General features: G+C 61.2%; 17 protein-coding genes. 5 read left to right on the top strand and 12 right to left on the bottom strand.

Annotation, left to right across the window (positions count from 1 at the left end):
* Positions 1–62 precede the first annotated feature (62 nt).
* Genes JFU48_RS05995 through JFU48_RS05985 form a run of 3 tightly spaced genes read left to right on the top strand, consistent with a single transcriptional unit; the run spans position 63 to position 5,277 of the window.
* Positions 63–1,166 carry an efflux RND transporter periplasmic adaptor subunit gene (locus JFU48_RS05995; protein ID WP_003220588.1) on the top strand — a complete coding sequence of 368 codons (1,104 nt, stop codon included), beginning with the start codon at positions 63–65 and terminating at the stop codon, positions 1,164–1,166.
* Positions 1,163–2,227, top strand: coding sequence for an efflux RND transporter periplasmic adaptor subunit (locus JFU48_RS05990; protein ID WP_003220590.1), 1,065 nt, complete (start codon positions 1,163–1,165; stop codon positions 2,225–2,227). The genes JFU48_RS05995 and JFU48_RS05990 overlap by 4 nt, the downstream gene beginning before the upstream one ends.
* On the top strand, positions 2,224–5,277 hold the full coding sequence (locus JFU48_RS05985) for an efflux RND transporter permease subunit (RefSeq protein WP_201136072.1): 3,054 nt from the start codon (positions 2,224–2,226) through the stop codon (positions 5,275–5,277). Before JFU48_RS05990 ends, JFU48_RS05985 begins: the two co-directional genes overlap by 4 nt.
* Before the next feature lie 101 nt (positions 5,278–5,378).
* On the opposite strand, the gene JFU48_RS05980 is transcribed toward JFU48_RS05985, so the two are convergent.
* The 12 genes from JFU48_RS05980 to JFU48_RS05925 form a co-directional block, all read right to left on the bottom strand.
* Entirely contained in the window at positions 5,379–6,008 is a 630-nt protein-coding gene (locus JFU48_RS05980) for a class I SAM-dependent methyltransferase (RefSeq protein ID WP_201136071.1), read from the bottom strand.
* A 159-nt stretch (positions 6,009–6,167) separates the two neighbouring features.
* Positions 6,168–6,812, bottom strand: coding sequence for a methionine ABC transporter permease (locus JFU48_RS05975; protein WP_003220597.1), 645 nt, complete (start codon positions 6,810–6,812; stop codon positions 6,168–6,170).
* Positions 6,802–7,923 carry a methionine ABC transporter ATP-binding protein gene (locus JFU48_RS05970; RefSeq protein ID WP_201136070.1) on the bottom strand — a complete coding sequence of 374 codons (1,122 nt, stop codon included), beginning with the start codon at positions 7,921–7,923 and terminating at the stop codon, positions 6,802–6,804. The genes JFU48_RS05975 and JFU48_RS05970 overlap by 11 nt, the downstream gene beginning before the upstream one ends.
* Positions 7,924–7,925: 2 nt before the next feature.
* Positions 7,926–8,735: a MetQ/NlpA family ABC transporter substrate-binding protein gene (locus tag JFU48_RS05965; protein ID WP_103485217.1), complete on the bottom strand. Its 810-nt coding sequence runs from the start codon at positions 8,733–8,735 to the stop codon at positions 7,926–7,928.
* A 119-nt stretch (positions 8,736–8,854) separates the two neighbouring features.
* Positions 8,855–10,213, bottom strand: a complete 1,359-nt coding sequence (locus JFU48_RS05960) for an LLM class flavin-dependent oxidoreductase (protein ID WP_201136069.1) — start codon at positions 10,211–10,213, stop codon at positions 8,855–8,857.
* The gene (locus JFU48_RS05955; RefSeq protein ID WP_003220603.1) at positions 10,213–11,406 is read right to left on the bottom strand and encodes an SfnB family sulfur acquisition oxidoreductase; all 1,194 of its coding nucleotides are present in this window, start codon (positions 11,404–11,406) and stop codon (positions 10,213–10,215) included. The genes JFU48_RS05960 and JFU48_RS05955 overlap by 1 nt, the downstream gene beginning before the upstream one ends.
* Before the next feature lie 37 nt (positions 11,407–11,443).
* Positions 11,444–12,685, bottom strand: a complete 1,242-nt coding sequence (locus JFU48_RS05950) for an SfnB family sulfur acquisition oxidoreductase (protein ID WP_201136068.1) — start codon at positions 12,683–12,685, stop codon at positions 11,444–11,446.
* A 399-nt stretch (positions 12,686–13,084) separates the two neighbouring features.
* Entirely contained in the window at positions 13,085–13,855 is a 771-nt protein-coding gene (locus JFU48_RS05945) for a hypothetical protein (protein WP_003220605.1), read from the bottom strand.
* Between the two features lie 471 nt (positions 13,856–14,326).
* Complete coding sequence (gene tcyN, locus JFU48_RS05940; protein ID WP_103521961.1) at positions 14,327–15,076, bottom strand: L-cystine ABC transporter ATP-binding protein TcyN; 750 nt, start codon at positions 15,074–15,076, stop codon at positions 14,327–14,329.
* A gap of 4 nt (positions 15,077–15,080) precedes the next feature.
* Entirely contained in the window at positions 15,081–15,746 is a 666-nt protein-coding gene (gene tcyL, locus JFU48_RS05935; RefSeq protein ID WP_003220607.1) for a cystine ABC transporter permease, read from the bottom strand.
* Positions 15,746–16,546 (bottom strand): cystine ABC transporter substrate-binding protein, encoded by an 801-nt coding sequence (gene tcyJ, locus JFU48_RS05930; RefSeq protein ID WP_201136067.1) that lies wholly within the window; start codon positions 16,544–16,546, stop codon positions 15,746–15,748. Before tcyJ ends, tcyL begins: the two co-directional genes overlap by 1 nt.
* A 342-nt stretch (positions 16,547–16,888) precedes the next feature.
* Positions 16,889–17,887, bottom strand: a complete 999-nt coding sequence (locus JFU48_RS05925) for a D-cysteine desulfhydrase (RefSeq protein ID WP_201136066.1) — start codon at positions 17,885–17,887, stop codon at positions 16,889–16,891.
* A gap of 190 nt (positions 17,888–18,077) precedes the next feature.
* On the opposite strand from JFU48_RS05925, the gene epsC reads away from it, so the two are divergent.
* Both epsC and betT read left to right on the top strand, forming a co-directional pair.
* Complete coding sequence (gene epsC / locus JFU48_RS05920) at positions 18,078–19,004, top strand: serine O-acetyltransferase EpsC (protein WP_003220610.1); 927 nt, start codon at positions 18,078–18,080, stop codon at positions 19,002–19,004.
* A gap of 423 nt (positions 19,005–19,427) precedes the next feature.
* Positions 19,428–21,389 (top strand): choline BCCT transporter BetT, encoded by a 1,962-nt coding sequence (gene betT, locus JFU48_RS05915; RefSeq protein WP_198286800.1) that lies wholly within the window; start codon positions 19,428–19,430, stop codon positions 21,387–21,389.
* Positions 21,390–21,407: the final 18 nt, after the last annotated feature.

Genomic DNA, 21,407 nt, shown 5'->3' with positions numbered 1-21,407 from the left:
ACCCTGTTCTAAGCTCACAGTCGTATCGTCACTTGCACGTTCGTACACAGGAAGGAGTCTGCATGGCGAGTCCCGGATTGAAAACAGTGGTCGTGCTGAGCCTGCTCACGGCGCTGACCGCTTGCGGCAAGAAAGAGGCCCCGGCGGAGTACTTCCCCCGGGTCTTTGTGCAAGTGGTGAAACCGGCTGACTATGCCGCTGCCGTGACCCTCACCGGTGACGTGCAGGCGCGGGTGCAGACCGAACTGTCGTTCCGGGTCGGCGGCAAGATCATCCAGCGCATGGTCGATGTCGGCGACCGGGTGAGCGCCAAACAGGTGCTGGCCAAACTCGATCCCAAGGATTTGCAGACCAACGTCGATTCCGCCCAGGCGCAGGTTGTCGCCGAGCAGGCGCGGGTCAAACAAAGCGCTGCGGCGTTCGTGCGGCAGCAAAAACTGTTGCCCAAGGGCTACACCAGCCAGAGCGAATTCGACTCCGCCCAAGCCGCGTTGCGCAGCAGCCAGAGCGCTCTGAGCGCGGCCCAGGCGCAACTGGCCAATGCCAAGGATCAGTTGAGCTACACCTCGCTGATCGCCGATGCCCCCGGCATCATCACCGAGCGCCAGGCTGAAGTCGGCCAGGTGGTCCAGGCGACCGCGCCGATTTTCAAACTGGCTCGCGATGGCGACCGCGATGCGGTGTTCAACGTCTACGAATCGCTGCTCTCGGAACGGCCTGCCGATCGCTCGATCGTCGTCAGTCTGCTCGACAACCCCAACATCAAGACCACCGGCACCGTACGTGAAATCACCCCGGCGGTGTCGGCGCAATCGGGCACGGTGCAGGTCAAGGTCACCCTCGACAGCCTCCCGCAAGGCATGCAGCTCGGCTCGGTGGTCAGTGCCACCGCCAAGGGCACTGGCAAAACGGCAGTGGAATTGCCGTGGTCGGCGCTGACCAAAAACATCAGCGACCCGGCGGTGTGGATGGTCGATGACAAGGGTCAAGCGCAATTGCATAACGTCACCGTCGGCCGCTACCTGACCGGTAAGGTCATTATCAGCGGCGGCCTCAACGGCGGTGAAAAAGTCATCGTTGCCGGTGGACAACTGCTGCACCCGGGCATGAAAGTCGAAATCGCCGAAAACACCTACAAGGATCTGCAACCGGGAGCACAGCCATGAAGCGTTTGGGGCTGTTGTCCATTGGCGTGCTGCTGGCTGCCTGCTCGAAAAGCGAGCCACCGCCGGAGCCGGTGCGGCCGGTGCTGTCGATCAAGGTGCAGGCGCTGAACGAAGAAACCCTCGGGCGTTTTGCCGGCAGCATTCAGGCGCGCTACGAGAGCAATACCGGGTTTCGCGTTGGCGGGCGCATCGCCAGTCGCAACGTCGATGTCGGCGCCGAAGTGGATAAGGGCACGCTGCTTGCCACCCTCGACCCGACCGATCAACAGAACCAGTTGCGCTCGGCCCAGGGCGATCTGGCCAAGGTGCAGGCGCAACTGATCAACGCTCAGGCCAATGCCCGGCGTCAGCAAGCGCTGTTCGATCGCGGCGTGGGCGCCCAGGCACAACTGGACATCGCCACCACCGACCTGAAAACCACCCAGGCTTCGCTCGATCAGGCGCGGGCGGCGGTCAACCAGAGCAAGGATCAGCTCGGCTACACCGAACTGCGCGCCGACCACAAAGCCGTGGTCACGGCATGGAATGCCGAGGCCGGCCAAGTGGTAACTGCCGGCCAGCAAGTGGTGACCCTGGCGCAACCGGACATCAAGGAAGCGGTGATCGACCTGCCGGATACGCTGGTCGATCAGATCCCCGCCGACGTGGTGTTTCTGGTGGCCGCGCAGCTCGACCCGAGCATCAGCACCACGGCGATCATTCGCGAAATCGAACCCCAGGCACAGAGCGCCACGCGTACCCGTCGTGCACGCCTGACCCTGAGCGAAACCCCGCCCGGGTTTCGTCTCGGCACGGCGATCAGCGTGACCCTCAGCTCGGCCATCAAGTCGCGGATCGAATTGCCCGCGACGGCGTTGCAGGAAGTCGACGGCAAGACCCGCATCTGGGTCATCGACCCCCAGAGCAAAACCGTCTCCCCCCGTGACGTCAGCGTGACCAGCCGCACTGACAGCACCGTGGTGCTGGCCGGCGGGGTCAAGAGTGGTGAGCAGGTGGTCAGCGCAGGCGTCAACAGCCTCAAACCCGGACAAGCCGTGAAACTCGACGAGGACAGTCAATGAAAGGCTCTTTCAATCTCTCCGAATGGGCCCTCAAGCATCAGTCGTTCGTCTGGTACCTGATGTTCGTCGCGCTGCTGATGGGGGTGTTTTCCTACTTCAATCTGGGGCGCGAAGAAGACCCGTCGTTCACCATCAAGACCATGGTGATCCAGACCAAGTGGCCGGGCGCAACCCAGGAAGAAACCCTCAAGCAGGTCACCGACCGCATCGAGAAAAAACTTGAGGAACTCGACTCCCTCGATTACGTGAAAAGCTACACGCGGCCCGGTGAATCGACGGTCTACGTGTACCTGCGCGACACCACCAGCGCCAAGGACATTCCGGAAATCTGGTACCAGGTGCGCAAGAAGATCGATGACATTCGCGGGCAGTTTCCCCAAGGGATTCAGGGACCCGGATTCAACGATGAGTTCGGTGACGTCTACGGCTCGGTCTACGCCTTTACTGCCGATGGCCTGACCATGCGCCAGTTGCGCGACTACGTGGAACAGGCCCGCGCCGAGATCCGCAACGTGCCGGGGCTGGGCAAGATCGAGATGGTCGGCCAGCAGGACGAAGTGATCTACCTGAACTTCTCCACGCGCAAACTCGCCGCGCTGGGCATCGATCAGCGCCAGGTGGTGCAGAGCCTGCAATCGCAGAACGCGGTGACCCCGGCGGGTGTGATCGAGGCCGGTCCGGAGCGGATTTCCGTGCGCACCTCGGGGCAGTTCGCTTCGGAGAAGGATCTGGCCGAGGTCAATCTCAAGCTCAATGACCGCTTCTATCGTCTGGCCGATGTCGCCGACATCAGCCGTGGTTACGTCGACCCGGCCACCCCGGAATTTCGCTTCGACGGCAAACCGGCCATCGGCCTGGCGATTGCCATGCAGAAGGGCGGTAACGTGCAGGCGTTCGGTAAGGCGCTGCACGCACGCATTGATCAACTGACGGCCGACCTGCCGGTGGGCGTCGGCGTGCACACCGTGTCCGATCAGGCGGTGGTGGTGGAAGAGGCCGTCGGCGGCTTCACCAGCGCGCTGTTCGAAGCGGTGATCATCGTCCTGGTGGTCAGCTTCATCAGCCTTGGCGTGCGCGCCGGGCTGGTGGTGGCGTGCTCGATTCCGCTGGTGCTGGCGATGGTCTTCGTGTTCATGGAGTACAGCGGCATCACCATGCAGCGGATTTCCCTCGGTGCGCTGATCATCGCCCTCGGCCTGCTGGTCGACGATGCGATGATCACCGTGGAGATGATGGTCACGCGCCTGGAAATGGGCGAGACCAAGGAGCAGGCGGCCACGTTCGCCTACACCTCCACAGCGTTCCCGATGCTCACCGGTACGCTGGTGACGGTCGCCGGTTTCGTGCCGATCGGCCTCAACGCCAGCTCCGCCGGTGAGTACACCTTCACCCTGTTTGCGGTAATCGCGGTGGCGATGTTGGTGTCGTGGATCGTCGCGGTGCTGTTCGCACCGGTGATCGGCGTGCACATTCTCAGCACCAACGTGAAACCCCACGCAGCCGAGCCGGGGCGCATTGGCCGGGCATTCAATCACGGCTTGTTGTGGTCGATGCGTAACCGCTGGTGGGCGATCGGCATCACCGTGTTGTGCTTCGTGCTGGCGGTGTTCTGCATGCGCTTTGTGCAGAACCAGTTTTTCCCGTCCTCTGATCGCCCGGAAATCCTCGTCGATCTGAACCTGCCGCAAAACGCCTCGATCGACGAAACCCGCAAGGCCGTGGACAAGCTCGAAGCCACGCTCAAGGGCGACCCGGACATCGTGCGCTGGAGCACTTACATCGGTCAGGGAGCGATCCGTTTCTACCTGCCGCTCGACCAGCAATTGCAGAACCCGTACTACGCGCAACTGGTGATCGTCAGCAAAGACTTCAAAGCCCGCGAGGCCCTGAGCCAGCGCCTGCGTGAGCGTCTGCACAAGGACTTCGTCGGCATCGGCAGTTACGTGCAGGCGCTGGAAATGGGCCCGCCGGTGGGCCGGCCGATCCAGTACCGGGTCAGCGGCAAGGACATCGATCAGGTGCGCAAGCACGCCATCGACCTGGCGACCGAGCTGGACAAGAACGAACACATCGGCGAGATCATTTACGACTGGAACGAACCGGGCAAAGTCCTGCGTATCGACATCGCCCAGGACAAGGCGCGTCAGCTCGGGCTGTCGTCGGAAGACGTGGCGAAGTTGATGAACAGCATCGTCAGCGGTTCGCCACTGACCCAGGTCGATGACGATATCTACCTGATCAACGTCGTCGGGCGCGCGGTGGATTCCGAGCGCGGCACCCCGGAAACCCTGCAGAACCTGCAGATCGTCACGCCCAACGGCACCTCGATTCCGCTGCTGGCCTTCGCCACCGTGCGGTATGAGCTGGAGCAGCCGCTGGTGTGGCGTCGCGACCGTCTGCCGACCATCACCATCAAGGCCTCGGTGCGCGACGAGATCCAGCCGACCGACCTGGTGAAACTGCTCAAGCCGTCAATCGACGCCTTTGCTGAAAAGCTGCCGGTCGGCTACAAAGTCGCCACCGGCGGTACGGTCGAGGAAAGCGGCAAGGCCCAGGGGCCGATCGCCAAGGTGCTGCCGTTGATGCTGTTTTTGATGGCGACCTTCCTGATGATCCAGCTGCACAGCGTACAGAAGATGTTCCTGGTGGCGAGTGTCGCGCCGCTGGGTCTGATCGGCGTGGTGCTGGCGCTGGTGCCGACCGGCACGCCGATGGGCTTCGTGGCGATCCTCGGGATTCTGGCGCTGATCGGCATCATCATTCGCAACTCGGTGATTCTGGTGACGCAGATCGATGAGTACGAGAAGAAGGGCTATGCGCCGTGGGATGCGGTGGTGGAAGCGACCGAACACCGCCGTCGACCGATCCTGCTGACCGCCGCGGCGGCGAGCATGGGCATGATCCCGATTGCCCGCGAAGTGTTCTGGGGGCCGATGGCTTACGCGATGATTGGCGGGATCGTGGTCGCGACGTTGCTGACGCTGCTGTTTTTGCCGGCGCTGTATGTGGCCTGGTACAGGATTCGCGAGCCGAAGAAAGAGGCCGCTTGAAAGCGAGTGCTGCGCACTCTATTCGCGAGCAAGCCCGCTCCCACAGGGGGGACGCATTCCAACTGTGGGAGCGGGCTTGCTCGCGAAGGCGTCAGAACTGACTACGCAGATTTACGCCAGACACTGGCCAGCCAAGGCTGCTGCTCGCGCGGCAACCCCGCGGGCCGGTAGTAATGCTCAAGCTCGACAAACCCCGCTGCCGTCAGCAACCCGCGCCACGCTTCCAGATCGTGGTACGAACCATAGCGCGGCCCGTTCCAGCCCTCACGGTTATCCCCACGCGGATTGGAACTGAACAACACCCCGCCCGGTTTCAACGTGCCATGCAACTGCTTGAGCACTCGCGGCAACTCCTGCAACGGCACATGAAACAGCACCGCATTGGCGAAGATCCCGTCGAAGCGCTCAGCCGGCAGATCGAGTTTCAGAAAGTCCTGACACCAAACCTCGCAGCCACTGTCTTCGCGGGCCATCTGCGCAAATTTTTCCGCGCCATCGAGGCCGACCGCAACATGGCCCAGGCGAGTGAACGTCAGCAAGTCACGCCCTGGCCCACAGCCGAAATCGAGAATGGAGAACGGCGCCGTGCCCTGGATATGGCGAAGCAAGGCGTCGATGTTCTGGCTGACATCGTGATCGCGGGTGCCTTCGCGAAAGTCTTCGGCCACCGAGTTGTAGTGGCCGAGGGTGGTGGCGGTGATCTGTTCCAGATCGGTGGGCGTTTGCTTCATGGTCGAGGGCTGCGCGGGCAATGAGGATTTGCCGAATATACGCCAACCAGCGGGGCCGCTGCGCAGCTCATCGCGAGCAGGCTCACTCCTACATTTGAAATGCGTTCCCCTGTAGGAGTGAGCCTGCTCGCGATAGCGGTTTCAGAGGTGCGGCATGACTTAACGCTTGTTCAGCCCCCGCGCCAGACGATCCCCACCCAACTGAATCACCGCCACCAACGCCACCAGCAACACAATCACCGTCAACATGATCTGGCTGTCAAAGCGCTGATAGCCATAGCGGTAGGCGATGTCGCCGAGGCCGCCGGCACCAATCGCCCCGGCCATGGCCGACGAGTTGATCATCGTCACCAGCGTAATCGTGAACCCGCCAACAATCCCCGGCAGCGCTTCAGGCAACAGCACATGCCAGACGATGTGCCAGCGTCGGCAGCCCATGGCCTGCGCCGCCTCGATCAAACCGTGATCGACCTCACGCAAACTCACTTCGGCAATCCGCGCAAAGAACGGCGTCGCGGCAATCGTCAGCGGCACCACCGCTGCCCACACACCGTACGTGGTGCCGACAATCAGCCGGGTGAACGGAATCAGCGCGACCATCAGAATCAGAAACGGGATCGAGCGGAACAGGTTCACGAACGCGCCCAACGCTTTGTTGAGTACGGGCGCTTCGTAGATTCCGCCCTTGTCGCTGGTGACCAGAATCACCGCCATCGGGATCCCCACCAGCAAGGCGATCAGCGACGACACGCCGACCATCAGGAAGGTGTCGATGAAACCCTGGAGCAAACGATCAAACCACATAACCCGATACCTCCACCCGTTGTGCCCACTGCGCGGCGCGCTCGCGCAATTGTTCGGCGCTCAAGGTCGAGCCGCTGACCGCCAACAACAGTTGTCCCAGCGCGTGGCCCTGAATCCGTTCGACGCCGCCCTGCAGCAACTTCACCCGACCACCGAGGGCGGTGAACAGGGCTGCCAGATCCGGCTCGTCGCCGGCACTGCCAGTGAACTGCAAACGCAGCACCACCGCCGCGCCCGGGGAGGGCGGTTGGGCATGCAGACGGCTTTGCAGTTCTGCCGGCAAGGCGTGTTGCAGCGGTGCGAGCAAGGTCTGGCTGACCTCGTGCTGCGGATTGCCGAACACCTCCCAGACGGGGCCCTGCTCGACGATCCGTCCGTGTTCCAGTACCACCACGCGGTCGCAGATTTCGCGGATCACCGCCATTTCGTGGGTGATCAAAACAATCGTCAGGCCCAGGCGCTGATTGATCTCGCGCAGCAGGCCGAGGATCGATTGGGTGGTCTCCGGATCGAGCGCTGAAGTGGCTTCGTCGCAGAGCAGAATGTCCGGATCATGCACCAATGCGCGGGCGATACCGACGCGCTGTTTCTGCCCGCCGGAAAGCTGCGCCGGGTAGGCCTTGTGCTTGGCTTGCAGGCCGACCAGTTCGAGCAGTTCACGGACCTTTTTTTCCCGCTGTTCCTTCGGCACGCCAGCGACTTTCAGCGGCAGTTCGACGTTCTGCCACACGGTCTTGGCCGACATCAGGTTGAAGTGCTGGAAGATCATGCCGATGCGCCGGCGCAGGGCGACCAGACGGTCTTCGTCGAACTCGCCGATGTCGACCTGATCGATCAGCACCCGCCCCGCGGTCGGTTGTTCCAGACGATTGATCGTGCGGATCAGCGACGACTTGCCGGCGCCGCTGCGACCGATGATGCCGAACACCTCGCCGTGCTGGATCGCCAGATCGATGCCTTGCAGGGCCGCGACCGGGCCTTGCCGCCCCTCGTAGGTTTTACCCAGGCCGATGAAGCGCACGTGGGCGCGATTCAGCTCGGGATGCAGTTCGGTTTTTTCAGCATTTTTGGGCTCTGGAATATCCAGTCGCCGTTGGATCGCGGCCGTCATGCTCAGCTTTCCCAACCGGCCTGATACAGCTTGCCGTGAGCCTTATCCAGCGCGGCGCGAACAACCGGCGAGTGCTGATAGATGTCGACGAATTTGATCAGGCGCGGGTCGTTCTTGCTCTTGGGCTGGATCACGAACTGGATCACGTATTCCTTGTGGTCGAGACCGTCGAACAGCAACGCGGAGCCGGCGTCAAAAGTCTTCGCCAGACGGATGTAGGCCGGGTAGCCCTGGACCAGATCGGCGTCATCGTAGGCGCGCACCAGTTGCACGGCTTCGACTTGCAGGATCTTGATCTTCTTCGGGTTGGCAACGATGTCGTCCTCGGTGGCCTTGTAGCCGACCCCCGGTTTCAGGGTGATCAGACCGGCCTTGGCCAGCAGTTGCAGACCGCGACCGCTGTTGATCGGGTCGTTGGCGATGGCGACGCTGGCGCCTTCAGGCAACTCGTCGAAGCTTTTGTATTTTTTCGAATAGAGGCCGACGTTGTTGATGATCCCCGGGGCGAACGGCACCAGGTCAAAACCGGAGGCGGCCTTGGCATTTTCGAGGAACGGGATGTGCTGAAAGTAGTTCACGTCGATGTCGCCGGCGGCGAGGCTGACGTTCGGTGCGATCCAGTCGGTGAACTCCACCAGCTCGACTTTCAGGCCTTGCTTGGAGGCCTCTTCGACGGCGGCTTCCAGGGGAATGGCGAAGGCGGCGGTGGTGCCGATTTTCAGTGGAGCGTCGGCAGCGAACACCGCCGAGCTGAACAGGCCGAAGGCCAGGGCCAGTGCTTTGACTGGGTGGGACAGGAATTTCTGAGTCATGGTGTGGTTTCCAGTCAGTGCATGAATTTTGTGGTGTCTGGTCGGGCCTCATCGCGAGCAGGCTCACTCCTACATTTGGAATGCGTACCCCTGTAGGAGTGAGCCTGCTCGCGATGCTTTTAGCGGCGGTACGAAGAACCGGTGTGTTGCTCAGGCAAATGCGCTTCACCGCGGAATAACTTCTCGCGCAAGCTGCCGTTGTCATACGCGGTCTTGTACGACCCGCGCCGTTGCAGCTCCGGAATCACCAGCTCAATGAAATCGACATAGCTTTCCGGGGTCACGATGCGCGTCAGGTTGAAGCCGTCGAGTCCCGTTTCGGCGATCCACGATTCCAGTTCATCCGCCACTTGCTCAGGCGAGCCGACCACGGTGATGTAGCGGCCACCGAGGGCGTGCTGCTCGAGCAATTTGCGCCGGGTCCAGTCGTTGTTCTGCAGGTTCTTGGTCGCGGACTGGATGGCATTGCTCTTGACGTACTGGATCGGTTCGTCGATTTCGTACTGGGAAAAGTCGATGCCGGTGGAGGCTGAGAAATGCGCGACGCCAGCCTCGGCGCTGGCATAACTCAGGTACTCGGCGTGCTTGGCCCACGCGGCTTCTTCGGTCGCGCCGACGATCACGTTGAGGCCCATGAACACCTTGATGTCCTCGGGATTGCGTCCGGCTTCGACGGCGCTGGCGCGGACCTTGTCCACCTGCACTTTGGTCGACGGCTTGTTCTGGCCGCTGATGAATACGCACTCGGCGTGACGCCCGGCGAACAGCAAACCACGATCGGAACTGCCAGCCTGGAACAGCACGGGTGTGCGCTGCGGCGACGGCTCGCAGAGGTGATAACCCTCGACCTGATAGAACTCGCCGTGGTGTTCGACCTTGTGCACCTTCTCCGGCTGCGCATAGATGCGCTGCTCACGGTCATTAAGCACCGCGCCGTTTTCCCAACTGCCTTCCCAGAGTTTGTAGAGCACTTCGAGGTATTCGTCGGCCTGATCGTAACGACGGTCATGCTCGACCTGTTCGCGCAGGCCCATGGCCTTGGCGGCGCTGTCGAGGTAACCGGTGACGATGTTCCAGCCGACCCGACCGCGGCTCAGGTGATCGAGCGACGACATGCGTCGGGCGAACAGATAGGGCGGTTCGTAGGTGAGGTTGGCGGTGAGGCCGAAGCCGAGGTTTTTCGTCACGGCGGCCATCGCCGAGACCAGCAGCAGCGGGTCGTTGACCGGCAACTGGATCGACTCTTTGAGCGTGACGTCCACCGAGTTCTGGTAGACGTCGTACACGCCGACGATGTCGGCGATGAACAGCCCGTCGAACAAACCGCGCTCCAGCAACTGCGCCAGTTCGGTCCAGTATTCGAGCGTGTTGTAGCGCGTCGAGGTATCGCGTGGATGCGTCCACAACCCGTGGTTGATGTGGCCGATGCAGTTCATGTTGAACGCGTTGAGCAGGATCTTCTTTTTCGCGGTGCTCATCAGATCGTCCCTCGCAGCGGAGGGTTTTCATCGTTGAGGTAGTAATTGCCCACCGCGTGATACTTCCAGCGCACCGGGTCGTGCAGGGTGTGCACCCGGGCGTTGCGCCAGTGGCGGTCGAGGCCGTGTTCGATCAGGGTCGCCTGACTGCCGGCCAGTTCGAACAGGGTGCTGCCGGCGGCGAGCGAGATTTCAGTGCTGATCGCCCGTGCCTCGGCGACGGCAATCGACGCGGCGGCGACGGTTTCGGCGTTGGTCTCGGCCTGGGCCTTGTCGAGGAACTCGCCAGAGCGCTCAAGCAGTGCTTCGGTGGCGTGCAGACGAATGCTCAAGTGGCCGAAACTCTTCAGGGTCAGCGGGTCTTCGGTGGCCTTGTCGTTGCCGGAGTCGATCCATGGCCGGGTCTTGCTGCGCACGAAGTGCAGGGCATCTTCATAAGCAGCGCGGGCGATGCCGGTATCGATGGCGGCGTGAAGAATCTGCGCCAGCGGGCCGACCGTGGTCGGGCGCTCGAAGGCGCTCTGGAACGGGATCACGTCTTCGGCAGCGACATAGACGTCTTCGAACACCACCGAACCGCTGCCGGTGGTGCGCTGGCCGAAGCCGCTCCAGTCGTCGATCACCGTCAGGCCTTGGCTGTCACGCGGGACGAAGGCCAGTTGCTGCACGCCGTTTTCATCGACGACGGAAGTCGGGATGCGCTGCGCGTAGATCGCGCCGGTCGCATAAAACTTGCGCCCGTTGATGCGATAGCCGTCGCCGTCACGCTTGAGGCTGGTGACGCGGTCGTGGGCGGTTTTGGTGCCGAGTTCCGCCAGGGCGTTGCCGAAACGTTGACCGGCCAGCACCTCGGCGTACAGCCGTTGTTTCTGCTCGTGGCTGCCGTTAACGCGCAGCACTTCGAGGGCGTAGAAATGGTTCTGCGGAATCTGTCCGAGGGAGCCGTCGGCCTGAGCGATCAGGGCGATGACTTTGGCCAGGGTCACGTTGGACACACCGGCGCCGCCGTATTCCTTGGGCACGCTGATGCCCCAGAGGCCGGAGCGGGAAAACACGTCGAGTTCCGGCAGTGGCAGGCGGCGTTCACGGTCGCGCACGGCACTGTCGCGTTTGAAATCTTCGGCCAGGTCGCTGGCGACAATCAGGGCTTGCTCATCGCTGGTGATGACCGCGACGTGATGAGAATAAGTCATGTGTTTCTCCAGAGATCTGGTCAAAAGTGTGCGGTCGTTAAATCCAGGAATGGCGAGCCGGCAAAGTGCCGTTGAGGCGATAGGCGCCGACCGCGTGATACTTCCAGCGCACCGGGTCGTGGAGGGTGTGCACCCGGGCGTTGCGCCAGTGACGGTCGAGGTTGAATTCGGCGAGGGTGGCGCGGCTGCCGGCCAGCTCGAAGAGTTTTTCGCTGGCCAGCAGCGAGATCTCGGTGGTCAGCACTTTGGCCTCGGCCACGGCAATCGAAGCGCGGGCGGCTGATTCGGCGGTCAGCGGCGCGGCATGGACTTGGTCGAGCACTTTGCCGGCCTTGCGCAGCAACGCTTCAGCGGCGTGCAGTTCGATTTTCAGTTTGCCGATGTCGGCGATCACGTAGAGGTCATCGCTGGCGCGTTCGACCTTGGCGTCGATCCATGGCCGCGCGCGGGTTTTGACGAATTCGATGGCGTCGTCGATGGCGCCACGGGCGATGCCGGCATCGATGGCCGCCTGAATCAGCTGCGACACGGCGCCTTGGGTATTCGGCTTCTCGTTGATCTTCCAGTTGTCGACCACCAGGCTCGACTCGACCCGCACGTTGTTCAGCAGAATCGTGCCGCTGGCGGTGGTGCGCTGACCGAAGCCCGACCAGTCATCAACGATGCGCAGACCCGGGGTGCCACGGCGGACGAAGGCCAGCACTTGCTTGCCGTCGTCATTGAGCGCCTTGACCGCCACCCAGTGCGCGAACAGCGCGCCGGTGGAATAGAACTTCTGGCCGTTGATCACGTAGTCATCGCCGTCGGCGGTGATGCGCGCTTTCAATTCCAGAGTATTTTTGGTGCCGCGCTCAGGGCCGGCATTGCCGATGCGCCAGCCTTCCAGAACACTCTGGAACAGCTGCTTTTTCTGCGCCTCGGTGGCGCTGCCGAGTACCAGGTTGATGATGCCGAACTGGTTCTGCGGGATCTGTCCCAGCGCCGGGTCGGCTGCGGAAATGATCGCGAATACCTCGGCCAGGGTGACGAATGAAACTTGTGGGCCACCGTATTCGCGCGGGATCGCAATGCTGCCCAGACCGCTGCGGGTGAACTGTTCGATTTCCGACCATGGCAGCTTGCGCTGGCGGTCGCGCTTGGCGGCCTGCACACGGGCAACCTGCGCCAGTTCGTGGGCAGCCTTGATGGCTTGGGCGTCGTTGCGCAAGACCTGCGCGGGCAACAACAGTGGGGCGATGTCCAGATCAGACTGGACGTTTGCATCGGCCAGACTGGACATCAATGCCGCTCCTTGGCTGCACGCAATGCCCTGGCGATCTGCACTGGGGTGATTGTGTTCCGGACCATACTACCTACCTCACATCTCATGAAAAACGCCGCAAAAGTGCGGCGAACGAAAGAATGTCCGGTGGTCCGGTTCATATACCCTAAGCGTGTATAAATATTAAATAAACTAACTTTTAGGAATATGTATAGAAGGGGTGGTGGTCGGGTTGGTTAACAACTTTGTTTCGGTGACTGGAGTCTGTGGCAAGGACGCTTGTCGAATCCTCGCAACGTCCCGTTCGGCTGCGCAGCAGTCGCGAAACCTGATCCCACCTTTCATTTGAATGAACGCGGTGCGCAGGTCTGGGGGCGCTTCGCACCCCAGCGGGAGCAAGCTCCCTCGCCACAAGGTTCAGCGTTCTTCTTGGCGCGATTCAGCGGCCTTCAGCTCCTGGCGCAGCGGCACCTTCAGATAAGGGTTCACACAGCCTATCTTCAGCGTTCGAGGCGGTGCCCAGCGCGAGTTGTTGCCCACCCAGTCGAGGACGCAATAGGTCACGTCCAGGCGCAGATCCTCACCGCCCTCGACGATCACCGCCGGTGGCACCCAGACCTGGATAGGCAGGCCGATATCGGCGGCGGTGATCGGTGCCAGATCCATTCGCACGTCGCCCCAGCGCAAGGTGATTGCGTCATCCTCGGCCATGTTCAGGTAGGGTTCGATGGTCAGGGGCACACCGCGTTTGATCTGATTGGGGTTCACGCCCTGACGGCGGATGGTGTCGGGAAACGTGACTGGTGCGAGTTGCTGATTTTCATCACCGCACAACGGCGAAGGCTGGCCGCCGGGGCAGTCGAGCTTGACCTGCACCCGGGTTGCCGCCGACAGCGCCGGTCCCTGGCCGATCTGCATCACCCGATAATGAATCCGCGCGGTGCCACTGGCGATGAAACTCTCCGGCACCCGCAGGCTGACCGTTGCGCCAAGATCCTCACTGGTCAGGACCCGCGAGGCGACGTAACAGTTGTTCCAGAACAGTTCGATCAGATCGCCGACGTCCATGCCGGGGTAGGGCATGACATCAATCAGCAAGTGCGCGGCAGCGGCCAGGTTGATGGCGTTTTTCTGCGCGGATGCGAGGTTCGGCGCTGCCAGTTCGGGGGTAGGCGAAGTGCGGGTCATCGGGTTCTCTCCTTGAAGTCTTGCGGCGAAGTCCGTTTCTTGAAAAAACAAAAGGCGTGATGAATCGGTAATGCAGCCATGAACTTTTGTTCGGGCTGAGTACGGATTGATTCAACTAATGGGTGCCGGTTGGCGACTAGATAAGAGCGTGCGGGAAAGAGTGTCAATAGAGCGCCTTAGTTAATCCATGAATTACGGATTAATCAGAAGCTTCCTACGCTGATGAGGCATGCTGCCTAGCGTTGATTGCGAATGGAACTACGGTTTTTCGCGAGTTTTTGCGATTTTTGTGCGGGCTCATCCAGTTCATTTCACAGGCAAATAAGCGCGCATCAGATTAGTTGTATCTGTTGCAGAACATATATGAATTGTTTTGATAGGTTTAAGGCTGGAGCGGTTTAGATGTTTTTTCAAATCGGGAGAAGTATAACTTCCATCCATGGAAGTTAATGATGCAAAACAATGATGTTCTCAGGCGTGATTCAGAAACTTGCTGAGAAACTGTTGGGTGCGCTCTTCTTTCGGGCTGGCAAACAACGCCTTGGCTTCGCCTTGCTCGACGATCACGCCCTTGTCGAAAAACACCACACGGTTGGCCACGTCGCGGGCGAAACCCATTTCGTGGGTGACGATGACCATGGTGCGTTTTTCTTCAGCGAGACCGCGAATGGTCGCCAGCACTTCGCCCACCAGTTCCGGGTCGAGGGCCGAGGTTGGCTCGTCGAACAGGATCACTTCCGGCTCCATCGCCAGCGCCCGGGCAATCGCCACGCGCTGTTGCTGACCGCCGGACAGACGACGCGGATACGCATCTTCCTTGCCGGCCAGACCGACCTTGGCCAGCAGCTTCATGCCCAGGGCAACGGCTTGCTCGCGCGGCATCTTCTTGACCACGATCGGCCCTTCGATGACGTTTTCCAGTGCGGTGCGGTGGGGAAACAGGTTGAAGTTCTGGAACACGAAACCCACGTGCTGGCGCAGGTTGCGCACCAGACTCTGCTGCTGGCTCAGCGGGCGGCTGGTATCGATTTCGATATCGCCGACCTTGATCCGGCCGCTGGTGGGTTGTTCAAGGAAGTTCAGGCAGCGCAGGAACGTGGTTTTACCCGAACCGCTGGGGCCGATGATGGCCACGACCTCGCCTTCCTTCACCTCAAGATCGATGCCTTTGAGCACCTCTTGACCCTTGAACTGCTTTGTCAGTTTTTCCACGACAATCATGGGGTCAGGACTCCTGGTCGTGCCGATTGGCCCGCTCTTCCAACTTGTTCTGCAGGTGCGACAGCACCGTGGCCAGAATCCAGTAGATCAGTGCGGCGGCAAGATACATGGTGAAGACTTCGAAAGTCCGGGCGGTAATCAGTTGCGCCTGGCGGAACAGTTCCGGCACCTGAATGGTGGCGGCCAGTGCCGTGTCCTTGACCAGCGAAATGAAGCTGTTGCCCAGCGGCGGCAGCGCCGTGCGCATCGCTTGCGGCAGGATGGCCCGGCGCAGGGTTTGTGCACGGGTCATGCCGATGCTCGCAGCGGCTTCCCACTGACCACGCTCGATCGAACCGATCGCGGCCCGCAGGATTTCACAGGCGTAGGCGGCCATGTTCAGCGAGAAGCCGATCAGGGCAGCCGGGAGCGGATCCAGTTCCAGACCCAATTGCGGCAAGCCGTAATAGATCACGAACAGTTGCACCAGCAACGGCGTGCCGCGAAAGAACGACACGTAGATGCGGGCAATCCAGCTCACCAGTTTGAAGCGCGACAGGCGCATCAAGGCCAGGCCGAAGCCCAGCAGCAAGCCGAAGAACATGCCGCCCAGACTGAGGATGACCGTGTAGTACGCGCCCTTGAGCAGAAAGGGCGCGGAGTCCAGTGCGAGTTGGAAAGCTTCTTCCATTATTTGGTGACGTCAGCTTGGAAGTATTTTTCCGAGATCTTCGCCAGGGTACCGTCGGCACGCAGCTCATCGAGAGCCTTGTTCACCGCAGCCAGCAGCTCAGGCTCGCCTTTGCGCAGGGCGATACCGGATTCCTGACGGGAGAACGCTTGACCGGCAGCCACGGTTTTCGGGGCTTTCTTGGCGTATTCAAGCGCAGCCAGACGGTCGATCAGGATGGCGTCGGTGCGGCCGTTGTTCAGGTCGGCGAACTTGGTCGGATCATCATCGTAGGTACGCACGTCAGCGCCCGGCACATTGGCGCGGACCCATTGTTCGTAGTTGGTGCCCAGGCCGACACCGACTTTCTTGCCGGACAGGTCGGCAGCAGTCTTGATGTTCAGCGCGGCTTCCTTGCTCTTCAGCACCAGCGCCTGAATCCCGGAAATGGTGTACGGCTCGGAGAAGTCATACTTCTTCTTGCGCTCGTCGGAGATAGTCACCTGGTTGACCACGATGTCCAGACGCTTGGATTCCAGCGCCGCGAGAATGCCGTCCCACTTGGTCGGCTGAATCTTGGCTTTGACGCCCAGCTTTTTCGCCAGGGCTTCGGAAAGCTCGACTTCGAAACCGGACAGCTTGCCGTTCTCGTCAACAAAACTGAACGGTGGGTAAGTGCCTTCCAGGCCGACGTTGATAACGCCTTTGTCCTTGATCTGTTGCAGTTGCTCACCGGCGGTTGCCTGACCGATCAGGCCGGCGCTCAGTGCAAGGCCCAGCGAACCTACCAGCAGATTGCGACGTAGTGCGGAAAAATTCATGACAAGCCCCTGTGTTTTCTTATGGAAGACGCTTAAGGAAAGTTGGCGAATTCGGGATTTGAACGACTGCGTTATCGTGCCCTAAAGCAGCTTATGCGTCTTGCCCGAAATTCGCCTGCGGCGAGACTATAAGATGTCTGCTTTAGACTTGAAAATACTTAATATCTAATTTGATATTCGTATATGGAATATGTGGCATTTACCTGTGGCGAGGGAGCTTGCTCCCACCCGACTGCGCAGCAGTCGCAATACCTTCCGCCAGTGTTCAACTGAAAATGGGGAAGCAAGTTTGGGGGCGCTGCGCGCCCCAGCGGGAGCAAGCTCCCTCCCCACAAAGGCGCTTCAACCGCTCAAAGCGTCCTTGTAGGCAAACAACGCCGGCGCCCCACCGGTGTGCAGGAAGATGATCGGGCCATCGTCGAAACGCTGGCGGCCGATCCCGTCGAGCAACCCGGCCATGGCCTTGCCGGTGTACACCGGGTCGAGCAGCACCGCGTCCTGACTGGCCAACAGTTTCACCGCCGCCAGTGTCCCGGCATTCGGCTCGCCGTAACGCGGGCCGAAGTATTCGTCCCACAACTCGACCTTGAAGCTCTCCGGCAATTTCACGCCCAGCAGGTCTGCCGTGCGTTCGGCCAGTCCCTGCACTTTTGGTCGCTGATCGTCCTCAGTGCGCGAAACGGTCACGCCGATCACTGGCAATTTCGGCAGTGCTTCGCTCAAGGCCAATGCCAGACCGCTGTGGGTCCCGGCGCTGCCCGAGGCCAGCACCACGGCGGCGAAATCGAGGCCGGTGTCCTTGATCTGTTCCGCCAATTCCAGACCGGCACGCACGTAACCCAGTGCGCCGAGGGCGTTCGAGCCACCGATCGGCACCAGATACGGCTTCTTGCCATTGCTGCGCAGGCGCACGGCGAGGGCGGCGAGTTGTTCGTCGGCGTTATCCAGGTTGTCCACCAGCTCGACCTTGGTGTCGAACAGATCCAGCAGCAGGCGGTTGCCGTTGCCGGTGTAGTTGCTGTCGTCGGTGCCCAGCGGATTTTCCAGCAGCGCCACGCACCCCAGGCCGAGTTTGGCCGCCAGCGCGGCGGTCTGGCGCACGTGGTACGATTGCAGGGCGCCGGCGGTGATCAGCGTGTCGGCGCCCTGGGCGAGGGCATCGGCGGCGAGGTATTCGAGTTTACGCAGCTTGTTACCGCCCATGGCCAGCGGCGTCAGGTCATCGCGTTTGATGTACACCTCGCGGCCCAGCCAGGCGGACAGGCGTTCAAGTTTTTCCAGCGGCGTGGGTTGGCCGAGCAAGTCGAGACGGTTAAAGCGATCCAGCTGTTGTTTGATCATGAGCCCGTACTGGCGGAGAAAGATGACAGGACTATAGGCACGCCGTTTTACCGGGGCAACCGTGAATCGCTTATAGCCAAATGTGCTTAGCCCAGCACTATCGGTTCTTAATTCGCCTTCGTTGGCATGCCGTAAAGTAGTCGCCGTTGACGCGGCCCGACCGTCCGGCCGCCCGTGAGGAGTCTTTACCGTGAGCGAGCGTTCCAGCCATTGGCAATTGCAGACCATCGTCAGCCAACTGCGTACCGCGCGGGATCAGTGGCGTACCCAGAATGGCCGGGCCAGCGGCGAGCAGGGTGGCCGCGAGTTACCGTCTCGCGCCGCGATGGCAGAGATTCTCGAGGCGCTGTGTGGCGCGTTGTTCCCGATGCGTCTGGGGCCGGTGGACCTGCGTGAGGAGAGTGAGGACTTCTATGTCGGGCATACCCTCGATGCGGCCCTGAATGCGTTGCTGGGGCAAGCGCGGCTGGAGTTGCGTTATGTCGCCCGGCACAGCGCTCAAGGTGACGCTGACGTCGAAGCTCAGGCGATCCGCATCATTCAGGATTTCGCGCTGGCCTTGCCGGGCCTGCGCAGCCTGCTCGACACCGACGTGCTGGCCGCCTATCACGGTGATCCGGCGGCGCGCAGTGTCGATGAAGTGCTGCTCTGCTATCCGGGGATTCTGGCGGTGATTCACCATCGTCTGGCACACCATTTGTATCGCGCCGGGTTGCCGTTGCTGGCGCGGATCAGCGCGGAGATTGCGCACTCGGCCACCGGTATCGATATCCACCCGGGCGCGCAGATCGGCCGCAGTTTCTTCATCGACCACGGCACGGGTGTGGTGATCGGCGAGACCGCGATCATCGGCGAGCGGGTGCGGATCTATCAGGCTGTGACCCTCGGGGCCAAGCGCTTCCCGGCGGATGAAGACGGGCAGTTGCAAAAGGGCCATCCACGGCACCCGATTGTCGAGGACGACGTGGTGATTTATGCCGGGGCGACGATTCTCGGGCGGATCACCATCGGCCAGGGTTCGACCATTGGCGGCAACGTCTGGCTGACGCGCAGCGTGCCGGCGGGGAGCAACCTGACGCAGGCCAATCTGCAGCATGATGACGGCACGCAGAAGTAAGATTCCAGTTCGTTTGTGGCGAGGGAGCTTGCTCCCGCTGGAGGCCGCAGGACTCCCAATTGCGACTAACGCCGGATTGGGACCGCTGCGCAGTCCAGCGGGAGCAAGCTCCCTCGCCACAATTTACCCATCAATTCAGGTTGATGGCATTCAGCCAATTCTCCATTGAACGAATCCCCTCAAACCCGCGTCATACCCCTCCTTGGGCTACTGTAGGAAAACTACCGCCTGGCCCTGCGATTAGTCCTTAGCGCCCTATCCATGTTTAACTTGAACGTTCATTCAAGTTAAACCGGTGGTTCGCTGCCCGCTCACAACAGGAGGCTTGCCTTTGCTGAGTCCGATCATTTCAGCCACGTTTCAACCCCTCGAGGTGCACGTTTCATGAGTGCATCGTCTACCCCCGCCAGCGGTCTGGTACGCATGAATCCGCCGGTGTTCTACTTCGCCGCGACGGTCATTCTGCTGTTTGGTCTGGTTGTCATCGCCATGCCGGAGCAGGCCGGTGCCTGGCTGCTGCAAGCGCAAAACTGGGCGGCCAACACGGTCGGCTGGTACTACATGCTCGCGATGACGCTGTATCTGGTCTTCGTGGTGGTCACCGCGTTATCGGGCTACGGCAAGATCAAACTCGGTGCCGACCACGACGAACCCGAGTTCAGTTACCTGTCCTGGGCCGGCATGCTGTTTGCCGCCGGGATCAGCATCACGCTGTTTTTCTTTTGTGTCTCTGAACCGCTGACGCACATGCTCCAGCCGCCACAAGGCGAGGCCGGCACGGCGGACGCGGCGCGGCAGGCGATGCAGATTCTGTTTCTGCACTGGGGCCTGCACGGCTGGGGCGTGTTCGCTTTCGTCGGCATGGCGCTGGCCTATTTCGCCTACCGACATAACCTGCCGCTGGCTTTGCGTTCGGCGCTGTATCCGCTGATCGGCAAACGCATCAACGGCCCCATCGGGTACGCGGTGGATGGCTTCGGCATCATCGCCACGGTGTTCGGTCTGGGTGCCGACATGGGCTTCGGTGTGCTGCACCTCAACTCCGGTCTCGATTACCTGTTTGGCATCGCGCATACCCAGTGGATTCAGGTCGGCCTGATCACGCTGATGATGGGCGCGGCGATCATCGTCGCTGTGTCGGGTGTGGATAAGGGCGTGCGGGTGATGTCCGACATCAACATGCTGCTGGCCTGTGCGCTGCTGCTGTTCGTGTTGTTCGCCGGCCCTACCCAGCACCTGCTCAATACCCTGATCCAGAACCTCGGCGATTACCTCGGCGCGTTGCCGATGAAGAGTTTCGACCTCTACGCCTACGACAAACCAAGCGACTGGCTCGGTGGCTGGACGGTGTTCTACTGGGCCTGGTGGATCGCATGGTCGCCGTTCGTGGGCCTGTTCATCGCACGGATTTCCCGTGGTCGGACCATCCGTGAATTCGTCTTCGGCGTGCTGTTGATTCCGCTCGGTTTCACCCTGGCGTGGATGTCGATCTTCGGCAACAGCGCCATCGATCAGGTGCTCAACCACGGCATGTCGGCGCTGGGTATGTCGGCCATCGACAACCCGTCGATGACCCTCTACCTGCTGCTGGAAACCTACCCGTGGAGCAAGACCGTCATCGCGGTGACGGTGTTCATCAGCTTCGTGTTCTTCGTCACTTCCGCCGATTCCGGCACCGTGGTGCTCTCGACCCTGTCGGCCAAGGGCGGTAACCCGGATGAAGACGGGCCTAAGTGGCTGCGGGTGTTCTGGGGCGCGATGACTGCGCTGGTGACCAGTGCGCTGCTGTTCTCCGGCAGTATCGATGCGCTGAAGTCAGCGGTAGTGCTGACCTCGCTGCCGTTCTCGCTGATTCTGTTGCTGATGATGTGGGGGCTGCACAAGGCGTTCTATCTGGAATCGCAGAAGCAGATCGCGCAGTTGCATTCGCTGGCACCGGTCTCCGGTTCGCGGCGTGGCACGGGCGGCTGGCGCCAGCGTCTGAGTCAGGCGGTGCACTTCCCGTCGCGCGACGAGGTGTACCGCTTCATGGACACCACGGTGCGCCCGGCGATTGAAGAGGTGACGGCGGTATTCGTCGAGAAGGGTTTGAACGTGGTCACCCAGCCGGATCCGGCGCACGACAACATCAGCCTGGAAATCGGCCACGGTGAGCAGCATCCGTTCATCTACCAGGTGCAGATGCGCGGCTATTTCACGCCGTCGTTTGCCCGGGGTGGCATGGGCTCCAAGCAGCTCAACAACCGCCGCTATTACCGCGCTGAAGTGCACTTGAGCGAGGGCAGTCAGGACTACGATCTGGTCGGCTACACCAAAGAGCAGATCATCAACGACATCCTCGATCAGTACGAACGCCACATGCAGTTCCTGCATCTGGTGCGTTGATCGGCAACTGAGCGCCGG

The sequence above is a fragment of the Pseudomonas sp. TH49 genome, assembly GCF_016650625.1.
GTDB classification, from domain to species: Bacteria; Pseudomonadota; Gammaproteobacteria; order Pseudomonadales; family Pseudomonadaceae; genus Aquipseudomonas; species Aquipseudomonas fluorescens_H.
Note: the sequence above shows the minus strand (reverse complement) of the source record. Positions and strands in the feature narration are given on the sequence as shown.

Coding starts and splice junctions, on each gene's coding strand:
- JFU48_RS05995 (WP_003220588.1), top strand. CDS start 63: ATGGCGAGTCCCGGATTGAAAACAGTGGTCGTGCTGAGCCTGCTCACG.
- JFU48_RS05990 (WP_003220590.1), top strand. CDS start 1,163: ATGAAGCGTTTGGGGCTGTTGTCCATTGGCGTGCTGCTGGCTGCCTGC.
- JFU48_RS05985 (WP_201136072.1), top strand. CDS start 2,224: ATGAAAGGCTCTTTCAATCTCTCCGAATGGGCCCTCAAGCATCAGTCG.
- JFU48_RS05980 (WP_201136071.1), bottom strand. CDS start 6,008: ATGAAGCAAACGCCCACCGATCTGGAACAGATCACCGCCACCACCCTC.
- JFU48_RS05975 (WP_003220597.1), bottom strand. CDS start 6,812: ATGTGGTTTGATCGTTTGCTCCAGGGTTTCATCGACACCTTCCTGATG.
- JFU48_RS05970 (WP_201136070.1), bottom strand. CDS start 7,923: ATGACGGCCGCGATCCAACGGCGACTGGATATTCCAGAGCCCAAAAAT.
- JFU48_RS05965 (WP_103485217.1), bottom strand. CDS start 8,735: ATGACTCAGAAATTCCTGTCCCACCCAGTCAAAGCACTGGCCCTGGCC.
- JFU48_RS05960 (WP_201136069.1), bottom strand. CDS start 10,213: ATGAGCACCGCGAAAAAGAAGATCCTGCTCAACGCGTTCAACATGAAC.
- JFU48_RS05955 (WP_003220603.1), bottom strand. CDS start 11,406: ATGACTTATTCTCATCACGTCGCGGTCATCACCAGCGATGAGCAAGCC.
- JFU48_RS05950 (WP_201136068.1), bottom strand. CDS start 12,685: ATGTCCAGTCTGGCCGATGCAAACGTCCAGTCTGATCTGGACATCGCC.
- JFU48_RS05945 (WP_003220605.1), bottom strand. CDS start 13,855: ATGACCCGCACTTCGCCTACCCCCGAACTGGCAGCGCCGAACCTCGCA.
- tcyN (WP_103521961.1), bottom strand. CDS start 15,076: ATGATTGTCGTGGAAAAACTGACAAAGCAGTTCAAGGGTCAAGAGGTG.
- tcyL (WP_003220607.1), bottom strand. CDS start 15,746: ATGGAAGAAGCTTTCCAACTCGCACTGGACTCCGCGCCCTTTCTGCTC.
- tcyJ (WP_201136067.1), bottom strand. CDS start 16,546: ATGAATTTTTCCGCACTACGTCGCAATCTGCTGGTAGGTTCGCTGGGC.
- JFU48_RS05925 (WP_201136066.1), bottom strand. CDS start 17,887: ATGATCAAACAACAGCTGGATCGCTTTAACCGTCTCGACTTGCTCGGC.
- betT (WP_198286800.1), top strand. CDS start 19,428: ATGAATCCGCCGGTGTTCTACTTCGCCGCGACGGTCATTCTGCTGTTT.